The organism is Streptomyces sp. NPDC107521, from assembly GCF_055598485.1.
Map to the genome: position 1 here is coordinate 347,194 of NZ_JBVKAT010000004.1, position 24,414 is coordinate 371,607.

A 24,414-nucleotide genomic window follows, 5' to 3' on the forward strand; every position below is an offset into this window, starting at 1 on the left:
CCTCCCGACGGCGCTCACCCCGAGCCCGCCGAGCCTCATGGCGGGCGCCCGAAGCCCGCCCCGCCTCACGGCGCTCACCCCGAGCCCGCCGAGCCTCACGGCGCACACCCCAAGCCCGCCCCGCCCCACGGCCGGAAGGGCGCCCCGGGGTCCGCCCCCGAGCCCCGCCCCGCTGCCGAACCGCCCTCCGGGGGACCCCCCGCGCCCGGCCCCCCTTCCGGACCCGAACCCCCTCCCGCGCCGGGGTCTCCCGACGCGGCGTCCCCGTCGAGCGGGCCCACCGGCGCCGAACCGTCACCCCCGGCCGCGGCGCCGAGGCCCGGCTCCCGTCCCCCCTCCGGCCCGGGCCCCGCCGGTTCCCCGGCCCCGACGGAGCAGTCGCCCCCGGCAGGACCGCCGCCCCCGGCAGAGAAGCGGCCCGGGACGACCCCCCGGTCCCCCGGGGCCCACGCCAAGCCGTCCGGGCAGCCGTCCCGTGCCCACGGCATCCCCAAGCCGCCACCGGGCACCCGGGCCAAGCCGAAGCCGCCGCCCGGGGCCCATGCCAAGCCGAAGCCCCCGCCGGGCACCCGCGCGGCGACCGCGGCTCCCGGCACCCCGGCCCGTCACCGGGGCCGCGGGGCGCCGTCCGATCCCGGGCCGGAGGCGCCGCCCGGTCAGCCCCCGCCCGGCCCCGACGTCGCGCCCGGTCCCGTCAGGCGTTCCGACGGGCGGGCGAAAGGAGATTCATGAACACCGGAGAGATCACCGAACTCGGCCAGCAACTGCGCGTCGACAGCGTCCGGGCCGCCGCGGCCGCGGGGTCCGGACACCCGACCTCGTCGATGTCGGCGGCGGATCTGATGGCCGTCCTGCTCGCCCGGCACCTGCGCTACGACTTCGACCATCCCGACCACCCCGGCAACGACCGCTTCGTCCTCTCCAAGGGACACGCCTCCCCGCTGCTGTACTCCGCCTACAAGGCGGCCGGGGCCATCGACGACGACGAACTGCTCACCTTCCGTACCCTGGGCAGCCGTCTGGAGGGGCACCCCACGCCCCGGCGGCTGCCGTGGGTCGAGACGGCCACCGGATCGCTCGGTCAGGGCCTGCCCGTCGGCGTCGGCATCGCGCTCGCCGGCAAGCGGCTGGACCACGCCGACTACCGGGTGTGGGTGATGTGCGGTGACAGCGAGATGGCGGAGGGCTCCGTGTGGGAGGCCGCCGAGCAGGCCGGGTACGAGCACCTGGACAACCTCGTCCTGATCGTCGACGTGAACCGGCTCGGCCAGCGCGGTCCCACCCGGCACGCCCACGACCTGGACGCCTACGCCCGCCGCTTCCGGGCCTTCGACTGGCACACGGTCGAGATCGACGGCCACGACGTGGACGCCGTCGACCGCGCCTACGGCGAGGCCCTGTCCACCCGGGGCCAGCCCACCGCCGTCATCGCCCGCACCCTCAAGGGCAAGGGCGTCGCGGCCGTGGAGAACCGGGAGGGGCAGCACGGCAAACCGCTGCCCGACGCCGAGGAGGCCGTCGCGGAACTCGGCGGCCCGCGCGAGGGCCTGCGCGTCCGGGTGGCCGGGCCGCCCGCCACCCCGGCGCCGTACACCGGGGGCACCGGGCGGATAGAACCGCCCCGGTACCGCAGGGGCGAACAGGTCGCCACCCGCGACGCCTTCGGCGAGGCCCTGACCGCCCTGGGCACCGCACGCGGCGATGTCGTCGCCCTGGACGGTGAGGTCGGGGACTCCACCCGCGCCGAGTTCTTCGCCAAGGAGCACCCCGAGCGCTACTTCGAGTGCTACATCGCGGAGCAGCAGATGGTCGCCGTCGCGGTCGGGATGGCTGCGCGCGGCTGGGTGCCGTACGCGTCCACCTTCGCGGCCTTCCTCACCCGCGCGCACGACTTCGCGCGGATGGCCGCGGTCAGCGGCTCCGGCATCAATCTCGTGGGCTCCCACGCGGGGGTCGCCATCGGCCAGGACGGGCCCAGTCAGATGGGCCTGGAGGACCTGGCGATGATGCGGGCCCTGCACGGGACGACGGTGCTCTACCCGTGCGACGCCAACCAGACGGCGCGGCTCGTCGCGGAGATGGCCGGCCTGGACGGCATCCGCTATCTGCGCACCTCGCGCGGCGCGAACGAGGTGATCTACGGTCCCGACGAGGAGTTCCCCGTCGGCGGGAGCAAGATACTGCGTTCCGGTGCCGGGGACCGGCTGACCGTCGTCGCGGCGGGCGTCACCGTCCACGAGGCGCTGGCCGCCGCCGATGTGCTCGACCGGGAGGGCATCCCGGTCCGGGTGATCGACCTGTACTCGGTCAAGCCGGTCGACCGCGAGACGCTGCGCAGGGCGGCCGAGGACACCGGCTGCCTGCTGACCGTGGAGGACCACCGGCCCCAGGGCGGCCTCGGGGACGCGGTCCTCGACGCCTTCCGCGACGGACGGCCCGTGCCGCGCCTGGTCCGGCTGGCGGTGGACACGATGCCGGGCTCCGCGACACCGGCCGAGCAACTGCACGTCGCGGGCATCGACGCCGAGACCATCGCGGCGGCCGGCCGGATGCTGGTCGAGCAGGCGGTCGTCGTCTGACCCCCCTCGTCCGCCGGGGACGGAAGGCCCACGCGCGCCGTCCCCGGCGGCGCCATGCCCGCTCCCCGGCGGGGCGTGCCGCGGCCGGGGAGCGGCGCGCGTAGAGGTGTGACGCCTCGCCGCGGCCGCCGGGCGGTGCCCCGTCGCCGTACCGGAGACGTGGCGTGCGCCGGGGCGTGCCGGAACGACGTGCACGGCGAGGGCCGGCCGGCTAGTTGACCATGCGTCGGCCGTGCTCGGCCGGGGTGCGCAAGCGGCGGCGCAGGGCGTACGGGAACCGTGGCCGGGTGTGACGCCGGGCCCGTCGCTTCCGTACTGCTTCCGCGTCGCGTCCGTGCGCTCCGGAGCCCCGCCGGTCCCGGCCGGGGGCGTCGCGTGGCCACCCGAGTCTGTCGGCGTCGCGCGTGTGCGCAGGGGGCGCGCTGCCACCCCCGTGCGCCTCCGGCGGCCCGCCGTCGCCCGCGCGTGCCCCGCCGCGGCCTCCCCCCGGCCCGTGCCCGACCGGGGTCGTGTCCCGCCGCTGTGTCCCGTACGGCGCCCGCGTCACCCGCACCGACCCTCCTCGCCGTTCGTCGGCCCCGCACCCCGGCCCGGTCCAGCACATCCCTTCGATTCGCGCAACCGCAGAGGTTTGGTCCGGGAGCACGCGGCCACACGGAGGGGGAGGTGGTCATGTCTGACACAGGGAACACCGCCGGAAAGCAGAAGGACCCGCGAGAGGGTCATCCCCGGCCGCGGCGTTCACGGACGGACGCCGACACCGGTGCCACCGGCGGCAACGACACCAACACCGGAACCGACAACAGAAGCGACGACGGCACCGGCCGCGACACCGGGAACCGGGGTGGCGGGACCGGCAAGAGCACTCATCGCGACCGTGACGGGAGCGACACCACCGACACCGACACCGAAGGAACCCGGTCGTCCCGCGGCACGGCGGCGGCCCGGCCGCCCGCCCCCATGGTGGTGCTGCGCGAGGCGCGTGCCCAGTTCGGGGAGCTGACCGGGCTGACCGCCGAATCCGTGTCGTCCTTCGGACGGACGGAGGAGGGCTGGTCGCTGGAGGTCGAGGTGCTCGAACTGGAGCGGGTGCCCGACACGATGAGCCTGATGGCGAGCTATCTGGTCGAGCTGGACCCCGAGGGAATGCTCACCGGGTACCGCCGGGCCCGGCGCTACGAGCGCGGCCGGGCCGACGGGCGCTAGACCGCACCGCCTGCCCCGGCGGTACGCCCACCGGACGGATACGGCCGGCCTGGCCGGGGCCCGACGGCAGGGCGCCGCGCGCACGGTGGACGCACGGCGGAAGGGACGCCGTGTCCCCCGTGCGCGGAGGCGCCGGTGAGCGAGAGGGGAACGGCCCGGCGGCGCGGGGCGGCTCCAGGACGCCGTGGACCGGCGCGAGGGACCGTACGGCGCGGTACGGACAACGGCCTCGCACATCCGGAGGGATCCCCGCGTCCGAGGACCCCGGACACGCGGAACGCCCGGAACGCCCGGGGCGCCCGGGAAGGCCGGGAGAGCCGGACAGCGAGAACACCGGACACCGGGCACGGCCCCCGACACCGACAACGACCCCGGACACCGAGAGCCCGGAGACAGGGAGGTATCGCCGGAATGACAGTAGTACCGGCACAGCAGGGTGGCGGCGGAGGCGGAGGCGGCGGCAGCGGCCTCTACGACGTGCTCGAACTCGTTCTGGACAGGGGACTCGTCATCGACGCCTTCGTGCGCGTCTCCCTGGTCGGCATCGAGATCCTGAAGATCGACGTGCGGGTCGTGGTCGCCAGCGTCGACACGTATCTGCGCTTCGCCGAGGCGTGCAACCGGCTCGACCTGGAGGCCGGGCCGCGCAAGAACCCGGGCCTGCCCGACCTGGTCGGCGAGATGACCGAGTCCGGCGCCCGGGGCAAGTCCAAGGGAGCGCTGTCCGGCGCCGCCGAGACCATCTCCGACGCGTTCAAGCACGCCCGGGAGGGCGGTTCCGAGGACGAGTCCGCTCCCCGGGCCCGCACCCGGAAGGCCGCCCCGTCGCGCCGGAAGGGGGAGCAGGAGTGAGTACGTACGTCTACGGCATCACGGCCGAAGCGCATCCGGCGCTCCCGGAGGGCCTGGTCGGCGTCGGGGACCCGCCGCGCGCGGTGCGGGTCCTCAGGGAGGGCGAGCTGGCCGCCGTGGTCAGTGACGCCCCCGAGGGGCTGCGGCCCAAGCGCAGGGAGTTGCTGGCCCATCAGGCCGTGCTCAGCGAGGCGGGAGCCGACGGGTGCGTGCTGCCCATGCGGTTCGGCAGCGTCGCCCCGGACGACACGGCGGTCACCTCCGTCCTGGCCCGGCGCGCCGGACACTACCGGGAGCGTCTGCGGGCGCTGGACGGCCGCGTCGAGTACAACGTCAAGGCCAACCACGTGGAAGAGGCCGTGCTGCACCACGTGATGGCGGAGAACCCGGAGATCCGCGCCCGGGCCGAGGCCAACCGGCGGGCCGGGGGCGGGGGTTACGAGGACAGGATACGCCTCGGTGAGCTGGTCGCGGCGGCGGTGAAGGGCAAGGAGGCGGTGGACGGCACCGCGCTGGAACGGGCCCTGGAACCGGTCGCCGAGTCCGTGAGCAGGGGCCCCGACTCCGGCGGCTGGCTGGCCAACGTGTCGTTCCTCGTGGACCGGGAGTCGGCCGACGCCTTCCTGGCCGCCGTGGAGCGGGCCCGCGCCGCCCTGCCGCACCTGGAGGTGCGGGTCAACGGCCCCCTGCCGCCGTACAGCTTCGTCGAGCCCGGCCCGGCCGAGCCCGCGGGCACCCACGCGGGCCGCGCGCACGGCTCGGCGCCGAGCGGGACGGGGTGACGGGCCGCGTGGGACTCATCTCGGAGGTCCTGATGCTGCCGCTGGCACCGGCCCGCGGCAGCGCCTGGGCGATCGGACAGGTGATGAGGGAGGCGGAGCGGATCTACTACGACCCCGGAACGATCCGCGCCGAACTCGCCCGGCTGGAGGAGGCACTGGAGGCGGGGGAGATCACCGAGGAGCAGTTCGACCAGCAGGAGGACGCGCTGCTGGACCGGCTGGAGACGGCGACGCGCACGGGCGCGGGATTGGGCAACGGTACGGCGCCATGAACCGAACGGGACTGGGCCTCGCGATAGGGGCCGGATATCTGCTGGGACGCACGAGGAAACTCAAACTCGCGGTCGCCGTGGGCACCATGATGGCCGGCCGGAAACTGAACCTGACACCGTCGGGCATCGCGGAGCTGGTCTCCGCCCGCCTGCGGGACAACCCGCAGTGGAAGGAGATCGGCGACCAGCTCCGCGGCGACCTGCGGGGCGTGGGCACGGCCGCGACCGGGGCCCTGGTGGAACGGCGGATGGACGCCCTCGCCGACCGGCTGCACGGACGCACCGAGCGGATGCGCGACCAGCTCTCCGGCGCGGTGCCCGCACCGGACGTGGAGACGGACTACGCGGACGACCCGGCGGACCCGGCGGACCTGGCGGACTCGGTGGACACCGGGGACACCGCGGACACCGGGGACACCGGGGACGACGGAGCCGCGGAGGACTCCGGGGACGGCCGGGACGAGAAGGGACGTACCGGGACCCGGACCGGTGGGGCCTCAGCGGGACAGGCCCGTTCCCGGAAGCCCGGGGCGGGGAAGCCCGCCGCGAAGGCGTCGGCGAAGAGGACGCCCGCGAAGAGGACCGCCAGGGCGCCCGAGGACCGCACGGCCGCCGAGAAGACGCAGCCCGCCCGGAAGGCGGCGGCCCAGCGGGCGGGGGAGGCCCGGCGGACGGCCGGCGCCGGACGGACGAAGGGCGGTGGTGACCGGTGACGGACACCCTGGGACCGGCGGCCTCCGCCGTCGGCGGCGCCGCGGAGCGCAACCCGCTCGGCGAGCTGGCCCGCAGCGAGGCGGCCGACCGGCTCAAGGCCGAGGCGCAGGACTATCTCGCGGCGCGGGCCCAGCAGTTGCTCGCCGGAGCGGGCCGCAGGCTCGGCGAGACCACCAACCGGCTCAACGACGTCGCCGAGGGCAACAGCCCCGGCTTCGCCCGGCTCGCCCTGGACGGCGGACGCAAACTGGCCGAGGGGAAGGGCCCCCTGCGCAGCGCCCTGGAGCTCGGCGCCTCCCGCGCCAAGGACCGCGTCGTCGGCGCCGTCCGGAACGCGGTCGGCGGCAGGGGCGGACGCCGCGGCGGCTCGGGCAACCGGCCCACGGTCATCATCGAGTACGCCGACGTCGGCGTACCGCTGCGCACCGCCTACGACCAGTGGACCCGTTACCAGGACTTCAGCACCTTCGCCAAGGGCGTCAAGAGCGCCCGGCGCGCCGATGACACCAGCTCCGACTGGCAGATGAAGGTCTTCTGGTCCAACCGCAGTTGGAAGGCGAAGACCACCGAGCAGGTGCCGGACGACCGGATCTCCTGGACGTCGGAGGGTGCCAAGGGCACGACCAAGGGCGTCGTCAGCTTCCACCCGCTCGCCGACCGGCTCACCCGCGTGATCCTGGTCATCGAGTACTACCCCAAGGGCCTCTTCGAGAAGACGGGCAACCTCTGGCGCGCCCAGGGCCGCCGGGCCCGCCTCGACCTCAAGAACTACGTCCGCCACATCACCCTCAGGGGAGAGGCGGAGGACGGCTGGCGCGGTGAGATCCGCGACGGCGAGGTCGTCCGCGACCACGAGGAGGCCCTCGCGGAGGAGGAACGGCGGCCGGAGTCCGGCGGTGGCGAAGACGGGGGCGAGGCCCCCGGCGACGGGGAACCGGAGGCCGACCTCGAGGAGACCGCCCCCGGCGCCGGGGACGACGGACACGACGGACACGACGGGGACGGCGCCCTCGACGAGGACGACGGCGCCGAGGAGGAAGAGGAGGAGAACGGGGAACCCGGTGCGGAGGCCGGGGACGGGCCGGACGATCCGTACGACGAGGAGGACTCCGGCGAGCCCGTCCCGGAGGACGAGTACGACGAGGAGGACCCGGAGGAGGAGTACGCCGCCCCCGACGCGGACGAGGACGGCGGCGAGGACGTCGTGGACGACGAGTACGAGGACGACGAGTACGAGGGGGGCGGGAGCCGCCGATGACCACCCCCAGCAGACTGCCCGACCCCTATGCCCAGGGGCAGGGCGCCAACCTCGCCGACATCCTGGAACGGGTGCTCGACAAGGGCGTCGTCATCGCCGGTGACATCCGGATCAACCTGCTCGACATCGAACTGCTCACCATCAAGCTGCGGCTGGTCGTCGCCTCCGTCGACAAGGCCAAGGAGATGGGGATCGACTGGTGGGAGTCCGACCCGGCGCTCTCCTCGCGGGCCCGGCGGGACGAACTGACGAAGGAGAACGCCGAGTTGCGACAGCGGCTCAGAGAACTGGAACCGGGCCGCGTACCGGGGGAGGAGGCACCGTGACCCGACTGCGCTACGTCTACGCCGTCTGCCGGCCCTTCGGCGCGGCCCTGCAGGCCCAGCTCTCCGGGGTGGCGGGCGATCCGCCGAGGCTGCTCGCCCACGGGGGACTGGTGGCGGTCGTCAGCCATGTGCCCGAGGCCGACTTCTCGGAGGAGGCGCTGCGGGCGCGCCTGGAGGACCTGGACTGGCTCTCCGGCACCGCCCGCGCCCACCAGCAGGTCGTCGACGCGCTCACCGCCGTCACCACGCCGCTGCCGCTCCGGCTGGCCACGGTCTTCCGGGACGACAGCGGGGTGCGGACGATGATGGAGGAACGCGGTGACGGCTTCCGGAGCACCCTCGACCGGCTGGCGGGGCGCGTGGAGTGGGGCGTCAAGGTGTACGTCGAGCAGGACCGGGAGCCCGCCGGGGCGGGGGCCGCCCCGGCCTCCCGCCCCGCCTCGGGCCGGGACTACCTGCGGCGGCGCCGGATGCGCGACCGTGCGGACGAGGAGCGCTGGTCCCGGGCCGAGGAGTGCGCGACGCGTCTGCACGACGCCCTCTCCGCCCGTGCCGACGCGGCCCGGCTGCACGCGCCGCAGAATCCGGAGCTGTCCGGGGCCGCCGGGAGGAACGTCCTCAACGCCGCCTATCTGGTGCCCCGGGAGACCTGCGAGGAATTCGTGGAGGCCGTGGACGCGCTGAAGGGCGGAACTCCCGGAATCCGCGTGGAACTGACCGGGCCGTGGGCCGCGTATTCCTTCGCCGGAGAGGAGAACGGGGGAGGGGACGCCTCGGAAGGGAAATTCCCGGGAGGGGAAGACCCGGCCGGCCGGCCGGGAAACGCGCCGGAGGAACAGGCCCCGGCGGATACGGGAACGGGAACGGAAGAAAAGGGCCCGCGAGGACCGGGCCCGGCCGGAAGCGGTCCCGGCGGGGGTGATCCGGGCGGGGGGAACGGCGGGCGGAAGAACGCGGGCGGCCCCGGCGGTCCCGGTGGGGGAACCGCCGGGGGAACCGGTGGCGGACCGACCCGTCCCGGGGAGGCGCCGTGATCGTGGAGCGCCGCGAGATCGCCCTGGTGGACCTGCTCGACCGGCTGCTGGCCGGCGGCGTCGTCATCACCGGCGACCTCACCCTGCGCATCGCGGACGTGGACCTGGTCCGCATCGACCTCAACGCCCTGATCAGCTCGGTCAACCGGGACGTCCCCGCGCCCTGGGGGGAGTGACATGTCCGAACACCCCGGCAAGCGGCTCGCACTGGAACCCGACACCGTCGAACGCGACCTGGTCAAACTGGTGCTGACCGTCGTGGAACTGCTGCGCCAGCTCATGGAGCGGCAGGCGCTGCGCCGCGTCGACGAGGGGGAGCTGAGCGAGGAGCAGGAGGAGCGGATCGGGCTCACCCTGATGCTGCTCGACGACCGCATGGCCGAGCTGCGCGACCGCTACGGACTGCGGCCCGAGGACCTGAACCTGGACCTCGGGCCGCTGGGACCGCTGCTGCCCCGGGAGTGATCCTCCCGGGGCAGCGGCCCTGCTTCGTGTACTCTCCGCGGCTCACCGCACGCGGGTCACCACCTGTACCAGCGGCCCCGGCCGCCGCCCGCCGTCGTGCCGCGGGCCAGGAAGCCCAGCAGCCAGATGACGAGAACGGCCAGCGCGATCCACCAGAGGACCTTCACCGCGAATCCGATACCGAAGAGGACCACGGCGAGAAGCAGTACGAGCAAAAGCGGAAACATAGTGTCAACCTCCTGCCCTACTGGTGTCCCCGATTTCACCGTTCAGGCATGGGTCACGCGGTTTTCCGGCACAGGATCTCTCCGTTGAGCACACCGAACCAGCCCTCCGGACACGCTCCCCATTCCCGCCAGGCCGCCGAGACGGCCCGCAGCCGCTCCGGCGTGGCGTGACCGCCCTCGGTGGCACGGTCGGCGTAGGACGACTCCAGGGTGCGGTCCGCCCACAGGCCGCTCCACCACTCCCGCTCCTCGGGCGTGGCGTAGGTCCAGGTGCCGGAGCTCGCGGTGATGTCGGTGAACCCCGCCTCCATCGCCCACGCCTTCAGCCGCCGCCCCGCGTCCGGCTCGCCCCCGTTGGCGCGGGCCACCCGGTGGTAGAGGTCCAGCCAGTCGTCCAGGCCCGCCGAGGCGGGGTACCAGGTCATGGCGGCGTAGTCGGCGTCCCGGACGGCGACCAGGCCGCCCGGCCGGGTCACCCGCCCCATCTCGCGCAGGGCCCGTACCGGATCGCTCACGTGCTGGAGCACCTGGTGCGCGTGGACCACGTCGAAGGAGTCTTCCGGGTAGTGCAGCGCCTGTACGTCCGCCACCTCGAAGGAGACGTTGGCCAGACCGCGCTCCGCGGCGGTGGCCGCCGCCCGCTCCAGGATGCCCGGGGCCCGGTCCACACCGGTCACCCGGCCCCCGGGAACCAGTTCCGCCAGGTCCGCGGTGATGGTGCCCGGCCCGCAGCCGACGTCCAGGACCGCCATGTGCGGCTCCAGCGAACCGAGCAGGTACGCGGCCGAGTTGGCGGCGGTGCGCCAGGTGTGCGAGCGCAGCACGGACTCGTGATGCCCATGGGTGTAGACGGCGGTCTCCCGAGGCTCGGGCATGGCTGATCCCCTCTCCAAGCGGCTGACGGCACGCCGGAACGCGGGGCACGGACCCCGTCCGACGACAGGTTCACCGTACGCCCGCGCTCCATATGATGAGACCGCTGTTTCGCTATCTGGACCGAACGGAGGAGGGTCAGCCGGCCGTCCCGCCCGGCTCCGGGCCGGTCAGCGGGCGGTAGACGGTGAGCGCCTCCGGCAGCTTCTCCAGCGTCAGATCGCCCTCGGTCTCGGTGAGCTCGCCGTCGTACGCCAGCAGGGTGCCGGGGGCGACGCCGGACAGCCGCAGCCGGGGCGTGCGGACCGCCGCGTGGGCGGGGGAGCGGGTCAGCGGACCGGCCAGGGCCGCCGACAGCAGCCGCAGCGCGGGCCACCGCCCGCCGTGCACCACCCGCACGTCGAGCTGCCCGTCGGCCATGTCCAGCCGCCGGCCCGAGGCCAGCCCCCGGCGGTGGTAGGTGCCGTTGCCCGCGAACAGCATCCACAGCGGGCGCCTGCGCCCCCGCACCTCGGCCTCCAGGGGATGCCGGTCGGCGCGCAGCACCCGCACCGCGCCGAGCACCCCGGCCGGCCAGCCGCCGATCCGGGGCGACCAGTGCTCCCGCTCCCGCACCAGCTCGGGGTACACGCCCAGGCTGAAGGTGTTGAGGAAGATCCCGTGCCGCCCGCCGGAGGCGAACCGGCCCACGTCCACCCGGACGCCCTCGCCCGCCTCCAGGGCCCGGCACAGGTCCCGCGCGTCCTCCACCCCGAGGTCGTAGGCGAAGTGGTTGAGGGTGCCGCCGGGGAGCACCGCGAGCGGCAGCCCGTGGCGCAGTGCCAGTTCCGCGGCGGCGTTCACGGTGCCGTCGCCGCCGCACACCCCGAGCACCCGCGCCCGGCCCGCGGCGTCCTCCAGCTCGGCCCGCACCTCCTCCGGCTCGCACTCGATCACCTCGGCCTTCGGCAGCGCGTCGCACAGCGCCCGCACCCGGTCCGAGGTGCCCGAGCCGATGTTGGCCACCAGGACCAGGCCGTCGCCCTCGGGCAGCGCCGGAACCTCGGCGCGCGGCCGGGCGGGCGGGGTGAGCTGCGCCCGGGTGGGCACCAGGCCCCGCACGGCGAACGCCGCCCCCGCGCCCAGGAGCGCGCCCGCCAGGACGTCGCTCGGGAAGTGCACCCCGGTGTAGACGCGGGACAGCGCCACCGCCCCGGCCAGCGGTGCCACCGCCGCGCCCCAGCCCGGGGACTCCAGGGCCACCCCGGTCGCGAAGGCCGCGGCCGAGGCGGCGTGCCCGGACGGGAACGAGGTGGTGACCGGCTGCCGCTTCAGCCGCCGCACCAGGGGCACTGGGTCCAGCGGGGGGCGCGAGCGGCGCACCGAGCGCTTGCCGAGGGTGTTGATCGTCAGGGAGGCCAGCCCCAGCGAGGCCAGTCCCCGGGCCGCGGCCCGCCGGGCCCTCGGGGTGCGCGAGGCGGCCACCGCCGCCGCGGCGGCGACCCACAGCACCCCGTGGTTGGCGCCGCGGCTCAGCCGGGGCAGCACACGGGTGGCGGCGGGCCAGTCACGGGCGGCGACGGCTTCGAAGACACGGTGGTCCAGCCGCATGAGGCCGTCGCGCAGCGGGCGCGGTCCGGGTCCGGGAAGGGTGAGGTCGACGTCGGGGCTCATGCCGGTCCGCCTACCCCGAGAACGAGGATTCTCGCGCCGGACATCCGGGCGGCCGCGCGGGACAGCGGTGCCGGGCACCCGGGCGGGCGCGCCGGGCTCTCGGGGCCCGGGGCACGGGGGGAGGCCCTCCGGCTCACGCCCGGCCCTCCGCCGGGGCGGCTCCTGCCCCGCGCCCCGCCTTCCGGCCCCGGTCGGCCTCTGGCCCGGGCCCCGCCCGCCGGCCCCGGTCCTGCCCTCCGCGGCGACCCCGGTCCTGCCCTCTGCGGCGGCCGTGACCCGGCTCCGCGCCGGCCGGCCCCCGCCGCCCGGTGCGCCCCGGGTCCGCCCCCGGTCCCGGTGCGGCCCGTGTCCCGCCCGTGTCCCCGGATATCGGTTTGCCACGGTCCCCGGCCGCCCCGCACAATCCGGTTCCATGGGTCATCTCGAAGCCGCGCACCTGGAGTACCACCTGCCCGACGGGAGGACGCTCCTCGGCGACGTCTCCTTCCGGGTGGGCGAGGGTTCCGTCGTGGCCCTCGTCGGGCCCAACGGCGCGGGCAAGACCACGCTGCTGCGCCTGCTCTCCGGTGAGCTGAAGCCGCACGGCGGCACCGTCACGATCAGCGGCGGGCTCGGCGTCATGCGGCAGTTCGTGGGCTCGGTGCGGGACGAGACGACCGTGCGCGACCTGCTGGTCTCCGTCGCGCCGCCGCGCATCCGCGAGGCCGCCCGCGCCGTCGACACCGCCGAGCACGCCATCATGACCGTCGACGACGAGGCCGCCCAGCTCGCCTACGCCCAGGCGCTCGCCGACTGGGCCGAGGCGCGCGGCTACGAGGCCGAGACCCTCTGGGACATCTGCACCACCGCCGCGCTCGGCGTCTCCTACGAGAAGGCCCAGTGGCGGCAGGTGCGCACCCTGTCCGGCGGTGAGCAGAAGCGCCTCGTCCTGGAGGCCCTGCTGCGCGGCACCGACGAGGTGCTGCTGCTCGACGAGCCCGACAACTACCTCGACGTGCCCGGCAAGCGCTGGCTGGAGGAGCGGCTCGCGGAGACCCGCAAGACCGTCCTGTTCGTCTCCCACGACCGGGAGCTCCTGGCCCGCGCCGCCCAGCGGATCGTCTCCGTCGAGCCCGGTCCCGCCGGTGCCGACGCCTGGGTGCACGGCGCGGGCTTCGCCACCTTCCACGAGGCCCGCCGCGAGCGCTTCGCCCGCTTCGAGGAGCTGCGCCGCCGCTGGGACGAGAAGCACGCCCAGCTCAGGAAGCTGGTGCTGACGCTCCGGCAGGCCGCCGCGGTCAGCCATGAGATGGCCTCCCGCTACGCGGCGGCGCAGACCAGGCTGCGCAAGTTCGAGGAGGCCGGGCCGCCGCCCGAGCCGCCGCGCGAGCAGGACATCCGGATGCGCCTGAAGGGCGGGCGCACCGGCGTCCGCGCCGTCACCTGCGAGGGCCTCGAACTCACCGGTCTGATGAAACCCTTCGACCTGGAGGTCTTCTACGGCGAGCGGGTCGCCGTCCTCGGCTCCAACGGCTCCGGCAAGTCGCACTTCCTGCGGCTGCTCGCCGGGGACACCGTGGCTCACACCGGGGGCTGGAAGCTGGGCGCCCGCGTCGTGCCCGGCCACTTCGCCCAGACCCACGCCCACCCCGAGCTGCTGGGCCGCACCCTGCTCGACATCCTGTGGACCGAGCACTCCCAGGACCGGGGCGCCGCCATGTCCCGGCTGCGCCGCTACGAGCTGACCCAGCAGGCCGAGCAGTCCTTCGACCGGCTCTCCGGCGGCCAGCAGGCCCGTTTCCAGATCCTGCTGCTGGAGCTGGAGGGCGTCACCGCCCTGCTGCTCGACGAGCCGACCGACAACCTCGACCTGGAATCGGCCGAGGCACTCCAGGAAGGGCTGGAGGGCTTCGAGGGCACGGTCCTCGCCGTCACCCACGACCGCTGGTTCGCCCGTTCCTTCGACCGCTACCTCGTCTTCGGCAGCGACGGCCGGGTCCGCGAGACGACGGAGCCCGTCTGGGACGAACGCCGGGTGGAGCGCGCCCGCTAGCGCGCCACGCCCCCTTCGTTCCTCCCGCCCGCCGCCCGCCGCCCGCCGCCAGCCGCCCGCCCGCCGGGCGACCTCCGACCGCGCACCCCGTCCCGCCGGGTACGGCGCCGGGGCAGGCGCGCCGCGCCCCGGCCGAGTCCGCCGCCGCCCCGGCCCGGGGCGGCGGCGTCACCGCCAGCGCAGCAGCGCGCCCAGGCCGCCCACGGGCGCGCGGTCCGCCGGGCCCCCGCGCAGCGCCGGGGTCATCGAGACCGCCGGGGCGCCGGTCATCACCACCGAGCGCAGCAGCGCGTCGTCCGCGCGGGCCGCCCAGGAGTTCTGCTCGCCGAGCGTGCTCAGCTCCGTGCGGCGCACGGCGAGCTGGTCGGCGTCCTCGCCGATCCACACCTCGCGGTGGGTGTCCGGCCCGTCCGGGATGACCAGCAGCTCGTCGATGCGGTGCTCCCGGGCCGCCTCCACCAGCGCCGGAACGCCCTCCGCCGCCCCTGCCCGGCCCTCGTCGTCCGGTGTCCTGGCGGCCAGGAACCGCTCCAGGTCCTCCCGCGCCCTCTCCCGCACATGGTCGTCGCGCAGCCGCTCCACCTCCCCGTCCAGCAGCCGGCTGCCCGCGCCGTGCCCGGCCTCGGCCACCCGGTCCCGGAGCCGCTTGGGCAGCCGCTCGCGCACCGCGCGCCGCTCCCGGTCGTCGCCGACCAGGATCAGCAGGTCGGCGCCGGTCTCGTCCTGGCACACCGCGAGCGCGTCCGCGACCTCCGCCGCGTTGTGCTCCCAGGTGTTCTCCACCCGGAGCTGGAAGTGGCGCTCCGACCAGTCGGCCGAGCCGGTGCGGTGCAGCGGCCACTGCCTGCCGGTCACCGAGCCCGCGTCCCGGCTGCCCAGCGCGGTGCGCAGCTCGAAGTCGGCGCCCTTGCGGTCGATGTACGCCACCACCGACAACGGGTCCTCGCCCGCCAGGTCCAGCAGCGGCGCCACGTGCGGCAGCGGCGCCCAGTCCGCCGTGGTCCCGCCGTACGGGGCGCGCGCCAGCGGCGGGTCGAGGACCACCCGCCCGGCCCGTGCGAACAGCGCCCGTCCATGGGGGTCGGAGGCGTGCCGCAGCTCGTTCACCGCGTCCCGCACGGCCCGGCAGGTCGCGTCGTCCGCGCCCTGGTCCGCCAGCTCCCGGGCGATCGCCTCGGCGGTCAGCTCGCGTTCGTGCGCCGTGTCCTCCGTGTGGCGGGAGAGATCGACGTACACGGAGGCCCAGGGGCCCGGGTCCGCGTAGAGCGGATGCAGAAAGGCGAGGTCCATGTCTGGCTCCCTCCCGGAGGGCGCTCGGGGGTGGTCTTGCCCGGGGGCGGGTACCCGGACCGCATGAACGAACACGACACGCGGGACGGCGCCCCGTCCGGAGTGGATCCGGCGCGGCTGGACGACCAGCAGCTCATGAAGGAGCTGGAGACCATCCACCGCACGCGCCACGACACGCTGCTCTACGGGTCGAACGGCGCCCTGCGCGCCCACAACGACCGGATGGCGCGGCTGGAGGGCGAGTGGCTGCGCCGCAACCCCCGGCGCTCCGTCGTCGCCGGACGGACCCGTGAGGGCGCCCGCGGCCGGATCAGCGGCGAGGCGGCGGCACCGGCCCCGGGGGCCTGAGCGCTCCCGTCCCGCCGGGCCGGCCGGTCCCGCCCGCCGGTTCCCTCCGCAGGGCCCGCCGGTCCCGGAGGGCCGTGCCCTCGGCGGGCGTCCGCGCGGAAGGCGCCCTCGCGGGCCCTCGCCGGCCGCTGGTGTCGGGGCCCTTCGAGGAACCCCGGGTTACGCGGGCCGGACCGGTGCGTCCCCGTGGGGGCCGGTGCACCGCAGTTGAACAGTTGGGGCTCCCCGTCCCGGGTGTCGGGTCCGTGCGGGCGGCGGTTTCATGATGCCGCGAGCTTGCCGACGTACCGCGCCGAGCGGCGGCGCCGTAGGTCGGTGCGGTACGTGGCCATCGGCGGCCGACGGCCACATGGCCGATGACCGCGTTCGGGAGCGGGCCGCCCGGCCCCGGGGACTCCCGTGTCCCCGGGGCCGGGCGCTGCTCAGACCGAGGCCGATGCCCCGGCCCCGGCGAACTCCGCGAGGAAGGCCGCGCAGAACGCCTCCAGGTCGTCCGGCCGGCGGCTGGTGACGAGGACGCTGTCACCGCGGTCGCAGACCCGGACCCGCTCGTCGACCCAGGTGGCCCCGGCGTTGCGCAGGTCGGTCCGCAGGCTCGGCCAGGAGGTCAGCACCCGGTCGCGGACCACGTCCGCCTCGATCAGCGTCCACGGCGCGTGGCAGATCGCGGCCACCGGCAGGCCGCGCGCGAAGAAGTCCCGCACGAACGCCACGGCCCTCCCGTCGGTGCGCAGGAAGTCGGGGTTGGCCACGCCACCCGGCAGCACCAGGCCGCCGAACGCCTCCGCCGAGGTCTCGCCGACCACCTCGTCCACGGGGAAGGCGCCGGCCTTGTCGAGGTGGTCGAACGCCTGGATCTCGCCGGACCGCGTGGAGACGAGCACCGGGTCGTGGCCCGCCTCCTCCGCCGCCCGCCACGGCTCCGTCAGCTCGACCCGCTCCACGCCCTCGGGTGCGGTCAGGAATGCGATGCGCATGGGGTTCGGCTCCTGTTCCGGTGGGCGCCGGGCCGTTCTGGCCGGGCGCCCACCCGTGTCGTTCGTACGCCGTCGGGTGCCGGGGCCGTTCAGGGGCGCCCGGCACCGCCGGTCTCGGTCAGGGCGACGGCCAGTTCCTGGACGTTGCCGTAGCGCGCCTTGCGCGGCAGCCGCTCCATGCCCTCGACGAGGGTGTCGGGGGCGTGGCCGAGACGCAGGGCCCGGCCCAGTTCCCCGGGGCCCGCCGGGAAGGAACCCCGGGTCAGGGTCCGGGCCAGCTCCAGCCGCAGGGCCTCCAGACGGGTGGGCCCGCGGTCGGGTGTCACCGGGCCGTACATGACCTCCGGGTCGTCCTCGGCCGTCGGCTCCGGGTCGTTCCACTCCTCGGTACGGGTGGGGTGCCCGGAGCGCAGCATGCCCTGCAGTTCGTGCTTCATCTCGTCGTCGCGGTGGGCGCTCAGCCGGTCGCTGCCTCGCTGCATGTCTCCCTCACATCCTTCGGGGGTGCGGACCGCGTACCCGAACGGAGCACCCCGACACGGGTTCTCCGCCGAGGGCTTCGGTGACCGGCGGAACGGGCGTTCCCGCAGGTACGGGGGGGGTGCGCGGGGTGTCCGGGAGGCTGCGCGGGGTGACCGCGCGGGCGATGTCGCGCGGGAGACGGGGTGCGGACGTCGCAGGGGTGTGCGCCGGGGGAGGGACGGCCGGGGCGGTGTCGCGCCGGGACGGCCACGGGGACGGTGTTCCCCGGCCCGCCCCACGGGGAGACCGTCCCCCGCCCCGGAACGGGAAGGGTCTCCCCGGCGTCGCAGGCCGCCCCGGTTCCGCGCGCCCGGGGCGTCCCGCGTGTGCCCGTGCCCCCGTGCCGTCCTGCGCGTCGCCCCGGTGGGAGGCCACGGGCCGTCCCCGGCCTTCCCCGCCCCCTTCGCACCCCGCCGGGCGGGGTCACATCCGGGAGCCCGCACCGGGCGGCCCGGCGGACGGATTCCGCCGCCCGTCCGGAAGCGGGGGTTTGGACTCCGGCCCATGGGGCAGGGGCACGTCCAGTGCTTCGGACAGCAGGCACGCCCGTGGGAGAGGTGTCCCTCCACGAGGCGTCCGTCCGGGCACCCGGACCTTCTCCCACGGTGACCGCCCGCCCCCACGGGCCGTGTCGTCGTACCACCGGCACCCGCCGCGCGCGGCCCGAGGCCGTCCGGCCGGAGCGCCGTTCCGCCCCGGCCCCGTCGCCGGAGCACCCCCGGAGCGACGACGGGCCCCGCACTCCGAGGGAGTTGCGACGCGCATGCCGATCCACGCCGGTGCCAAGCACCCGCACGACGACGCCCCCGACACCGCCGACGCCTTCCACCGCCTCACCGCCCTGCCCGACGGACCCGAGCGCGCCGCCGTCCGCGACGGGATCGTCGAGGCGTGGCTGCCGATGGCCGAACGCATCGCCGGACGCTTCCGCAGCCGCGGCGAGAGCCACGAGGACCTGCGCCAGGTCGCCGCCCTCGGCCTGGTCAAGGCCGTCGACCGGTACGACCCCGGTCTGGGCAGCGCCTTCGAGAGCTACGCCGTACCGACCATCACCGGCGAGATCAAGCGGCACTTCCGCGACCACATGTGGACGCTGCACGTGCCGCGCCGGGTGCAGGAACTGCGCAACCGCGTCCGCACGGCCGGCCGGGAACTCGCCCCGACGGCCTCCGGCCACCACCCGTCGGTCGCGGACCTGGCCGAGCGGACGGGCCTGAGCGAGGACGACGTGCGGGAGGGCCTGGAGGCGCTGGAGTCCTTCACCGCCCTGTCCCTCGACGCCGAACTGCCCGGCAGCGAGGACGGCTACTCGCTGGGCGACGCCCTCGGCGCCCCCGATCCGGCGCTCGACACGGTCGTCGACCGCCAGGCCGTCAAGGACGGTCTCGCGGCGCTGCCGGAGCGCGAACGGGCCATCCTCTACATGCGGTTCTTCGACGACATGACGCAGAGCCGCATCGCCGCGCGCCTGGGCCTGTCCCAGATGCACGTGTCCCGGCTGATCACGCGCTGCTGCGCGCGCGTGCGGGAACAGGCGCTGAGCGACGCGACACCGTGAGCGCCGGGCCCCGGCCGGGAGCCGCCCGGGCTCCGTGACGTCCCGCGCGGGGGCAGGCGCCGGGCCCCCCTCGGGCAGGACCGGCGGGGCCGTGCGGAGCCGCGCCCCGGACGGGTCTGCCCCGGGCCCGGGCGCCGACGCCGCGGTACGGGGCGTGGCCCCGGTCGGGGAACCCGGGGGCACCCCGCCGTCACCCGCTCGGGCGCCGGTGTCCCGCCAACGGCGCACGGCGGCGCGCGGGGCGGGGGCGGGGCGGCTGTGATGGGCGGGGGTGCGCGAGTGCCGTGCCCCGCCGCCGCCCGAAGGAGCCCGCTCCATGCGCCGCACCGCCCGCGCCCTGTCCGCCGCCCTCCTGACCGGTGCCGCCCTCGGGATGTGCGCGGGAACCGCCACCGCGGAATCCGGCACGCCGCCGCGGCCCCCCGACGCGGGGGAGACCGCGTCCGGCATCGGGCCCGACACGGTGCCGGAGACCGTGCCGGACGGCGCCGGATTCGTGCCCGACCTCGGGCCCGGTGCGGAGGAGCCCGGTCCCCTGGGCCTCGGGCGGTCCGCGGCGGAGGTCGACCCGGCCGCCGTCGGACCCGGCGGAACGGTCACCGTCGCGGTCTCGTGCGGGCAGACCGGCGGGCCCGCCCCCGCCACCCTCGACGCCACGTCGGCCGCCTTCGACGAGGGCACGGTCGTACTGCGCCGGGTCGCCGACGCCGAGGGCGGCCCCGCCTACCGGGGCACCGCGCGGGTGGCCCCCGCCGACAGCTTCCCGGACACCCCGGACGCGGCCGGGCCGGAGTACCCCTGGACCGTCGACGGCACCTGCCCGGGCGAGGCCGGGAGCGAGGGCGACCCCTGGAGCGCCGACATGACCGTCTCCCCGGACGGCGCCGCCGGGCCGCCCTGCCCCGAACCGGCCGCCCCGGGAGTGCCCTGTGCGGGGAGCGCTCCCGCGAAGCCGTCCCGGCCCGGCGGGCCCGCCCCGTCCGCACGGCCCGACCCGTCCGCGTGGCCGGGCCAGTCGCCCTGCCCCGGATCCCCCGCCCCGCGCGGCGAGGGCGCGGGCCGCGGCACGTCGTGCACGACCCGGCCCCCGTGCCCGGAGCCGGTGGCGCCCGACGGGACCTGCGGCGGCGCCGGGACCCCGGAGTACGGCGTGCGGGCGGGCTCCGGCGGCGCCTTCACCGACTCCGTGCCCGCGCTGGCCGCGGGCGGCGCCCTGATCGCCGGGGCGTTCGGCGCGGCGGCGCACCGGCTGCTGCGGCGGGGGAGCGGAGTACGGCGCTGACACCTCCTCGCGGGGCGCGGCCATGACCGGGCGGCCCGGTGGGTACTTGGAGCACGACCGAGGAGGCGGGCCACCGCCGGGCGGCCACGGATCACGGCGGAGACGGCGCGACGGACTGCGCGGAGGCGAGGAAGCCATGCGGCCCACACACCCCACCCACGCACCCGCCCCAGCCACGGCCCGGCCCCCGGCCCCTGGTCCCGGCTCGGCCCCCGCGCCCGGATGGGCCTCCGGCCCTGGCTTGGCCTCCGGCCCCGGCTCGGCCTCCGGCCCCGGATGGGTCTCCGGCCCCGGCCCGGCCCCCAGCCCCGGCTTGGCTTCCGGCCCCGGCCCGGCCTCCGGCCCCGGCTTGGCTTCCACGCCCGGGACGGCCCCTGGCCTCGGTCCGAGTTCGGCCTTCGTATCCAGGTCTGCCCCGGCGCCCGGCTCTGCCCCGGCCTCCGTGTGTGCCCCGCCGCCTGCCTGCGTGCCTGGCTCGGCCTTCGCGCCCGGGTGGGCCCCTGCGTCTGGCCCCGCTGCGGCCCCGGTCTTCACGTGCGCCCCGCCCCCTGCCCCCGGTCCTGGCTTGACCCCCGACTCCGGCTTGGCCCCCGCATCCGGGGCGGCTCCTGCGCCTGGCTCCGCTGCGGCCCCGGTCTCCGTGTGCGCCCCGCCCCCTGCCTGTGTGCCCGGCTCGGCATCTGCGCCCGGGCCGGCGCCCGGCCCAGGCTGGGCTCCCGCGCCCGGGTCGGCCCCGGCGCCTGGCTCTGCCCCTGCCCCGGCCTCTGTGTGCGCCCCGCTCCTTGCCCCCGGTCCCGGCTCGGCCTTCGCGTCCGGCTCGGCGCCCGGTCCCGGCCCGGGCTGGGCCCCCGTGTTTGGGGCGGCTCCTGCGCCTGGCCCCACCCCGGCCCCGGTCTCCTCGTGCGCCCTGACCTCTGCCTCCGGCTCGGGCTTGGTCACCGCGTCCGGCTCGGCGCCCGGTCCCGGCCCGGGCTGGGCCCCCGTGTCCGGGGCGGCCCCCGCGCCTGGCCCCACCCCGGCCCCGGTCTCCTCGTGCGCCCTGACCTCTGCCTCCGGCTCGGGGTTGGTCACCGCGTCCGGCTCGGCGCCCGGTCCCGGCCCGGGCTGGGACCCCGTGTCCGAGGCGGCACCCGCGCCTGGCCCCGCCCCGGACTCCGCGTGCGGCTCCGCCCCGGCCCTCGGCCCCGACGCTGCCCGGGGCCAGGGAGTCGGCCAGGTCCATGGCGGTGAAGACCCCGGTCCCGGCCTGGGCCGTGCTCCCGGTGCGGACCCCCTCCCCGGCTGGAACCGGACCCCCGGTGCCGGCCCCGTCCGGGGCAGGAACCATGCCCCCGGTGAACGCCCCGGTCCCCACCAGGAGCCCCTCCCCGGCAGGGAGCCCCTCCCCGGCTGGAACCGTGCCTCCGGCGAGGATCCCCGCCCCGGCCGGAGCCGCCGCGAACCCGGGCAGGGCTCCGGACCCGACCGGGAGGCCGGGTCCGGTGGAGGCCCCGTTCCCGGACCGCCCCGCCCCCCGGGCGGACCCCCGTTCCCGGCCGGCCCCGGGCCCCGGCGCGTCCCCCCGTCCGGGCACGGTCCCGTGCGGTTCGGGCCGTCGCTGCCCGGGGACGGGCTGCCCGTGCTGCCCGAACTGGCCGGGGTGGTCGCCGCCGCCGCGGGGCGGGCGCGGGAGGAGCCGGTCGGGGGCGGCGGGGCGCTGCTCGACGCGGCCCGGGGGTACTGGGAGCGGCGCGGGCTGCCCACCGGCCCCGGCCGGGCCGTCGCCGGGCCCGGGGCCCACGCGCTGCTCCTCGCCCTGACCGCCGCCGTCGACGGCGACGTCCTGGTGCCCCGGCCCTGCGCCGCCTGGTGGGCGCCGTACGCGCGGCTCCTGGGCCGGGCCGTCTTCCACGTCCCCACCCCGGCCGAGGGCGGCGGCGTACCCGACCCCTACGCCCTCCTGGAGACCGTGCGCCGGGTCCGCGCCGAGGGCGGCGACCCCCGGGTGCTCGTGCTGTCCGTCGCCGACGACCCCACCGGCACCGTCGCCCCGCCCGAGCTGGTGCACGGGACGGTCCTGGCCGCCGCCGGGGAGGGGCTGCTCCTGGTCAGCGACGAGACCTGGCGCGACACCCTGCACGACCCGCGCGCCCCCGTCCTGCTCAGCCCCGCCGAGATGCTGCCCGACCGGGTCGCCGTCGTCACCGACCTGGCCGGTGCGCTGCTGCCGCCCGCCTGGCCCGCCGCCGTCGCCCGCTTCCCCGGCACCGCCGGGGGCGACCGTCTGCGCGCGCGGGTGCTGGACGCGCTCACCGCCCTCGGTGCCCGGGTCGCCGCCCCGGTCGCGGCGGCCGCCGCGTACGCCCTGGCCGAGCCCGAGCCGGTCACCGCCCGCCGGGTGGCCGCCGTCCGGCTGCACGCGCGGCTGGCCGCCGCCGCGCACGCGGCCGTCGTCTCCTCGGGCGCCACCGCCCGGCCCCCGCAGGCGGGCCGCCATCTGTACGCCGACCTGGGTCCGCTGCGGGGCGCGCTCGCGCGGCGCGGCGTGACGGACGCCCAGGAACTGGAGGACTTCCTCACCGCCCGGCTCGGCATGCCCGCCCCCGGCGGCCACCGCTTCGGCGACGAACTGCCCGCCCTGCGCGTGCGGCTGTCCACCGGGCCCCTGCTCGGCGAGGGACCGGAGGCCGAGCGCCGCGCGGAACGCCTGCTCGCCCCGGGCCCCGGATCCGCCGCCGGAAGGGACGCTCCCGCGCCCCCGGGCACCGTTCCGGCCGCCGGACCTGACGCGGCCGAGCCCCCGGCCGGGGGACGGGAGACCCCCGCACTCCCCACACCCCCTGGCCCGCATCCGCACCCGCGCCCGTCTCCCGCCGAGGACCGCGCCCCGGCCCCCGGCCCGGTGGAACCACCGGGTGTGCGCGGCGCGTTGGCCGTCCTGCGGTCGGTCTTCGACGAACTCCGTGACGCTCAGCGATGGGAGCCCCGATGACACAGCAGCCCCGGACGACGACGGGCACCCAGCGCTCCCGCCCCCCGGCCGCCCCGGTGGCCGCCGTGCCCCCGGCGGCCCCGGGCACCTCCTTCCCGCCGCTCGCGGAGCCCCGCCCGCTGGCCGAGCGGCGGGTGTGGCCGCGCGCCTTCCACGACCGGCTGACCGCCCCGCTGCCCGGTCTGCGGGCCATCGCCAGATTCGCCCGCGAGGGCGCCGTCAGACCCGGCCCGGAGGGACTCGCCGACATCCCCCGGCTGCCGTTCGCGCCCGGCCCGCTGCCCCGCGTGGGCACCCGCGCCGTCGCCGTCTCCTGGGCGGGGCACGCCAGTTGGGTGGTGTCCCTGGGCGGCCTCACCGTGCTCACCGACCCGGTCTGGTCGCGCCGCATCCTCGGCACCCCGGCCCGTGTCACCCCCGTCGGCGTCGCCTGGAGCGCGCTGCCGCGCGTCGACGCCGTCGTCATCAGCCACAACCACTACGACCACCTGGACGCCCCCACCCTGCGTCGGCTGCCGCGCGACACCCCGGTGTTCGCGCCGGCCGGACTCGCGGGCTGGTTCCACCGCCGCCGCTTCACCCGGGTCACCGAGCTGGACTGGTGGGAGGGGGCCGAACTGCGCGGCGTCCGCTTCGACTTCGTACCGGCCCACCACTGGTCCAAGCGCACCCTCACCGACACCTGCCGCAGCCTGTGGGGCGGCTGGGTCCTCACCGATCCCGAGGGCCGCCGGGTCTACTTCGCGGGCGACACCGGATACGGCCACTGGTTCGGACGCATCGGCCGCCGCTACCCGGGCATCGACCTCGCCCTGCTCCCCATCGGCGCCTACGATCCGCGCTGGTGGCTGCGCGACGTGCACTGCGACCCGGAGGAGGCGGTCCGGGCCGCCCAGGACCTCGGCGCCCGCCGCATGGCCCCGATGCACTGGGGAACCTTCGTCCTCTCGGCGGAACCGGTGCTGGAGCCCCTCACCCGGGTCCGCGCCGCCTGGCACCGCGCCGGTCTGCACCGCGACGCCCTGTGGGACCTGCCCGTCGGTGCCTCCCGGGTCCTGGAGTGACCTCCGCCCCCGCGACGGACGTCCGGGCCCCGCGCCGTGGTCCCGCGACCGGGCCGCGTCCTTCGGGCCCGCGGTCGCCCCGCGGCCCCGGTCCGCACCCCGCCCCGGACTCCGCACCCCGCCCCCCGA

General features: G+C 76.8%; 21 protein-coding genes and 2 pseudogenes. 17 read left to right on the forward strand and 6 right to left on the reverse strand.

Features of this window, described 5'->3' with window-relative positions:
* The first annotated feature begins 728 nt into the window (after positions 1–728).
* From ACZ7LB_RS09365 to ACZ7LB_RS09415, 11 genes and pseudogenes are all read left to right on the forward strand, one after another.
* A complete protein-coding gene (locus ACZ7LB_RS09365; RefSeq protein ID WP_471466540.1) occupies positions 729–2,579 on the forward strand; it encodes a transketolase in 1,851 nt (616 codons plus the stop codon).
* 888 nt (positions 2,580–3,467) lie between these two features.
* Positions 3,468–3,785 (forward strand): annotated as a pseudogene (locus tag ACZ7LB_RS09370) (gas vesicle protein GvpO); the annotation flags it as partial.
* Between the two features lie 411 nt (positions 3,786–4,196).
* A complete protein-coding gene (locus tag ACZ7LB_RS09375) occupies positions 4,197–4,637 on the forward strand; it encodes a gas vesicle structural protein GvpA (RefSeq protein ID WP_471466542.1) in 441 nt (146 codons plus the stop codon).
* On the forward strand, positions 4,634–5,419 hold the full coding sequence (locus tag ACZ7LB_RS09380) for a GvpL/GvpF family gas vesicle protein (protein WP_471466544.1): 786 nt from the start codon (positions 4,634–4,636) through the stop codon (positions 5,417–5,419). Before ACZ7LB_RS09375 ends, ACZ7LB_RS09380 begins: the two co-directional genes overlap by 4 nt.
* A gap of 8 nt (positions 5,420–5,427) precedes the next feature.
* Entirely contained in the window at positions 5,428–5,691 is a 264-nt protein-coding gene (locus ACZ7LB_RS09385; RefSeq protein WP_471466546.1) for a gas vesicle protein GvpG, read from the forward strand.
* Complete coding sequence (locus tag ACZ7LB_RS09390) at positions 5,688–6,404, forward strand: DNA primase (protein WP_471466548.1); 717 nt, start codon at positions 5,688–5,690, stop codon at positions 6,402–6,404. Before ACZ7LB_RS09385 ends, ACZ7LB_RS09390 begins: the two co-directional genes overlap by 4 nt.
* Positions 6,401–7,663: an SRPBCC family protein gene (locus tag ACZ7LB_RS09395; RefSeq protein ID WP_471466550.1), complete on the forward strand. Its 1,263-nt coding sequence runs from the start codon at positions 6,401–6,403 to the stop codon at positions 7,661–7,663. The genes ACZ7LB_RS09390 and ACZ7LB_RS09395 overlap by 4 nt, the downstream gene beginning before the upstream one ends.
* The gene (locus ACZ7LB_RS09400; protein WP_471466552.1) at positions 7,660–7,989 is read left to right on the forward strand and encodes a gas vesicle protein; all 330 of its coding nucleotides are present in this window, start codon (positions 7,660–7,662) and stop codon (positions 7,987–7,989) included. The genes ACZ7LB_RS09395 and ACZ7LB_RS09400 overlap by 4 nt, the downstream gene beginning before the upstream one ends.
* Positions 7,986–8,756, forward strand: a pseudogene (locus tag ACZ7LB_RS09405) (GvpL/GvpF family gas vesicle protein); the annotation flags it as partial. The gene ACZ7LB_RS09400 and the pseudogene ACZ7LB_RS09405, both read left to right, overlap by 4 nt.
* 263 nt (positions 8,757–9,019) lie before the next feature.
* Positions 9,020–9,199 (forward strand): gas vesicle protein, encoded by a 180-nt coding sequence (locus ACZ7LB_RS09410; RefSeq protein WP_161228830.1) that lies wholly within the window; start codon positions 9,020–9,022, stop codon positions 9,197–9,199.
* Between the two features lies 1 nt (position 9,200).
* Positions 9,201–9,488: a gas vesicle protein K gene (locus ACZ7LB_RS09415; protein ID WP_471466554.1), complete on the forward strand. Its 288-nt coding sequence runs from the start codon at positions 9,201–9,203 to the stop codon at positions 9,486–9,488.
* A gap of 56 nt (positions 9,489–9,544) precedes the next feature.
* On the opposite strand, the gene ACZ7LB_RS09420 is transcribed toward ACZ7LB_RS09415, so the two are convergent.
* From ACZ7LB_RS09420 to ACZ7LB_RS09430, 3 genes are all read right to left on the reverse strand, one after another.
* The gene (locus tag ACZ7LB_RS09420; protein WP_471466556.1) at positions 9,545–9,715 is read right to left on the reverse strand and encodes a hydrophobic protein; all 171 of its coding nucleotides are present in this window, start codon (positions 9,713–9,715) and stop codon (positions 9,545–9,547) included.
* A 53-nt stretch (positions 9,716–9,768) separates the two neighbouring features.
* Positions 9,769–10,590: a methyltransferase domain-containing protein gene (locus tag ACZ7LB_RS09425; RefSeq protein WP_471466558.1), complete on the reverse strand. Its 822-nt coding sequence runs from the start codon at positions 10,588–10,590 to the stop codon at positions 9,769–9,771.
* A 136-nt stretch (positions 10,591–10,726) separates the two neighbouring features.
* Positions 10,727–12,241 carry a phosphatase PAP2 family protein gene (locus ACZ7LB_RS09430; RefSeq protein WP_471466559.1) on the reverse strand — a complete coding sequence of 505 codons (1,515 nt, stop codon included), beginning with the start codon at positions 12,239–12,241 and terminating at the stop codon, positions 10,727–10,729.
* A gap of 412 nt (positions 12,242–12,653) precedes the next feature.
* On the opposite strand from ACZ7LB_RS09430, the gene ACZ7LB_RS09435 reads away from it, so the two are divergent.
* A complete protein-coding gene (locus tag ACZ7LB_RS09435; protein WP_471466561.1) occupies positions 12,654–14,273 on the forward strand; it encodes an ABC-F family ATP-binding cassette domain-containing protein in 1,620 nt (539 codons plus the stop codon).
* Positions 14,274–14,441: 168 nt separating this feature from the next.
* Here ACZ7LB_RS09435 and ACZ7LB_RS09440 read toward each other — a convergent pair whose 3' ends face one another.
* Entirely contained in the window at positions 14,442–15,563 is a 1,122-nt protein-coding gene (locus ACZ7LB_RS09440; protein ID WP_471466563.1) for a baeRF2 domain-containing protein, read from the reverse strand.
* 63 nt (positions 15,564–15,626) lie between these two features.
* Between ACZ7LB_RS09440 and ACZ7LB_RS09445 the strand changes: the two genes are divergently transcribed.
* The gene (locus tag ACZ7LB_RS09445; protein WP_471466564.1) at positions 15,627–15,911 is read left to right on the forward strand and encodes a DUF6158 family protein; all 285 of its coding nucleotides are present in this window, start codon (positions 15,627–15,629) and stop codon (positions 15,909–15,911) included.
* A 422-nt stretch (positions 15,912–16,333) separates the two neighbouring features.
* On the opposite strand, the gene ACZ7LB_RS09450 is transcribed toward ACZ7LB_RS09445, so the two are convergent.
* Together ACZ7LB_RS09450 and ACZ7LB_RS09455 are read right to left on the reverse strand one after the other, a co-directional pair.
* On the reverse strand, positions 16,334–16,888 hold the full coding sequence (locus tag ACZ7LB_RS09450) for a type 1 glutamine amidotransferase domain-containing protein (protein ID WP_471466566.1): 555 nt from the start codon (positions 16,886–16,888) through the stop codon (positions 16,334–16,336).
* Positions 16,889–16,977: 89 nt separating this feature from the next.
* Complete coding sequence (locus ACZ7LB_RS09455; protein WP_471466568.1) at positions 16,978–17,370, reverse strand: DUF2795 domain-containing protein; 393 nt, start codon at positions 17,368–17,370, stop codon at positions 16,978–16,980.
* Between the two features lie 803 nt (positions 17,371–18,173).
* Here ACZ7LB_RS09455 and ACZ7LB_RS09460 point away from each other — a divergent pair.
* The 4 genes from ACZ7LB_RS09460 to ACZ7LB_RS09475 all read left to right on the forward strand — a co-directional run bounded on the left by ACZ7LB_RS09460 (position 18,174) and on the right by ACZ7LB_RS09475 (position 24,285).
* Complete coding sequence (locus ACZ7LB_RS09460) at positions 18,174–18,968, forward strand: RNA polymerase sigma factor SigF (protein WP_471466569.1); 795 nt, start codon at positions 18,174–18,176, stop codon at positions 18,966–18,968.
* 316 nt (positions 18,969–19,284) lie between these two features.
* A complete protein-coding gene (locus ACZ7LB_RS09465) occupies positions 19,285–20,250 on the forward strand; it encodes a hypothetical protein (RefSeq protein WP_471466570.1) in 966 nt (321 codons plus the stop codon).
* Between the two features lie 1,579 nt (positions 20,251–21,829).
* Positions 21,830–23,221: an aminotransferase class I/II-fold pyridoxal phosphate-dependent enzyme gene (locus ACZ7LB_RS09470; RefSeq protein ID WP_471466571.1), complete on the forward strand. Its 1,392-nt coding sequence runs from the start codon at positions 21,830–21,832 to the stop codon at positions 23,219–23,221.
* On the forward strand, positions 23,218–24,285 hold the full coding sequence (locus tag ACZ7LB_RS09475; RefSeq protein WP_471466572.1) for an MBL fold metallo-hydrolase: 1,068 nt from the start codon (positions 23,218–23,220) through the stop codon (positions 24,283–24,285). Before ACZ7LB_RS09470 ends, ACZ7LB_RS09475 begins: the two co-directional genes overlap by 4 nt.
* Positions 24,286–24,414: the final 129 nt, after the last annotated feature.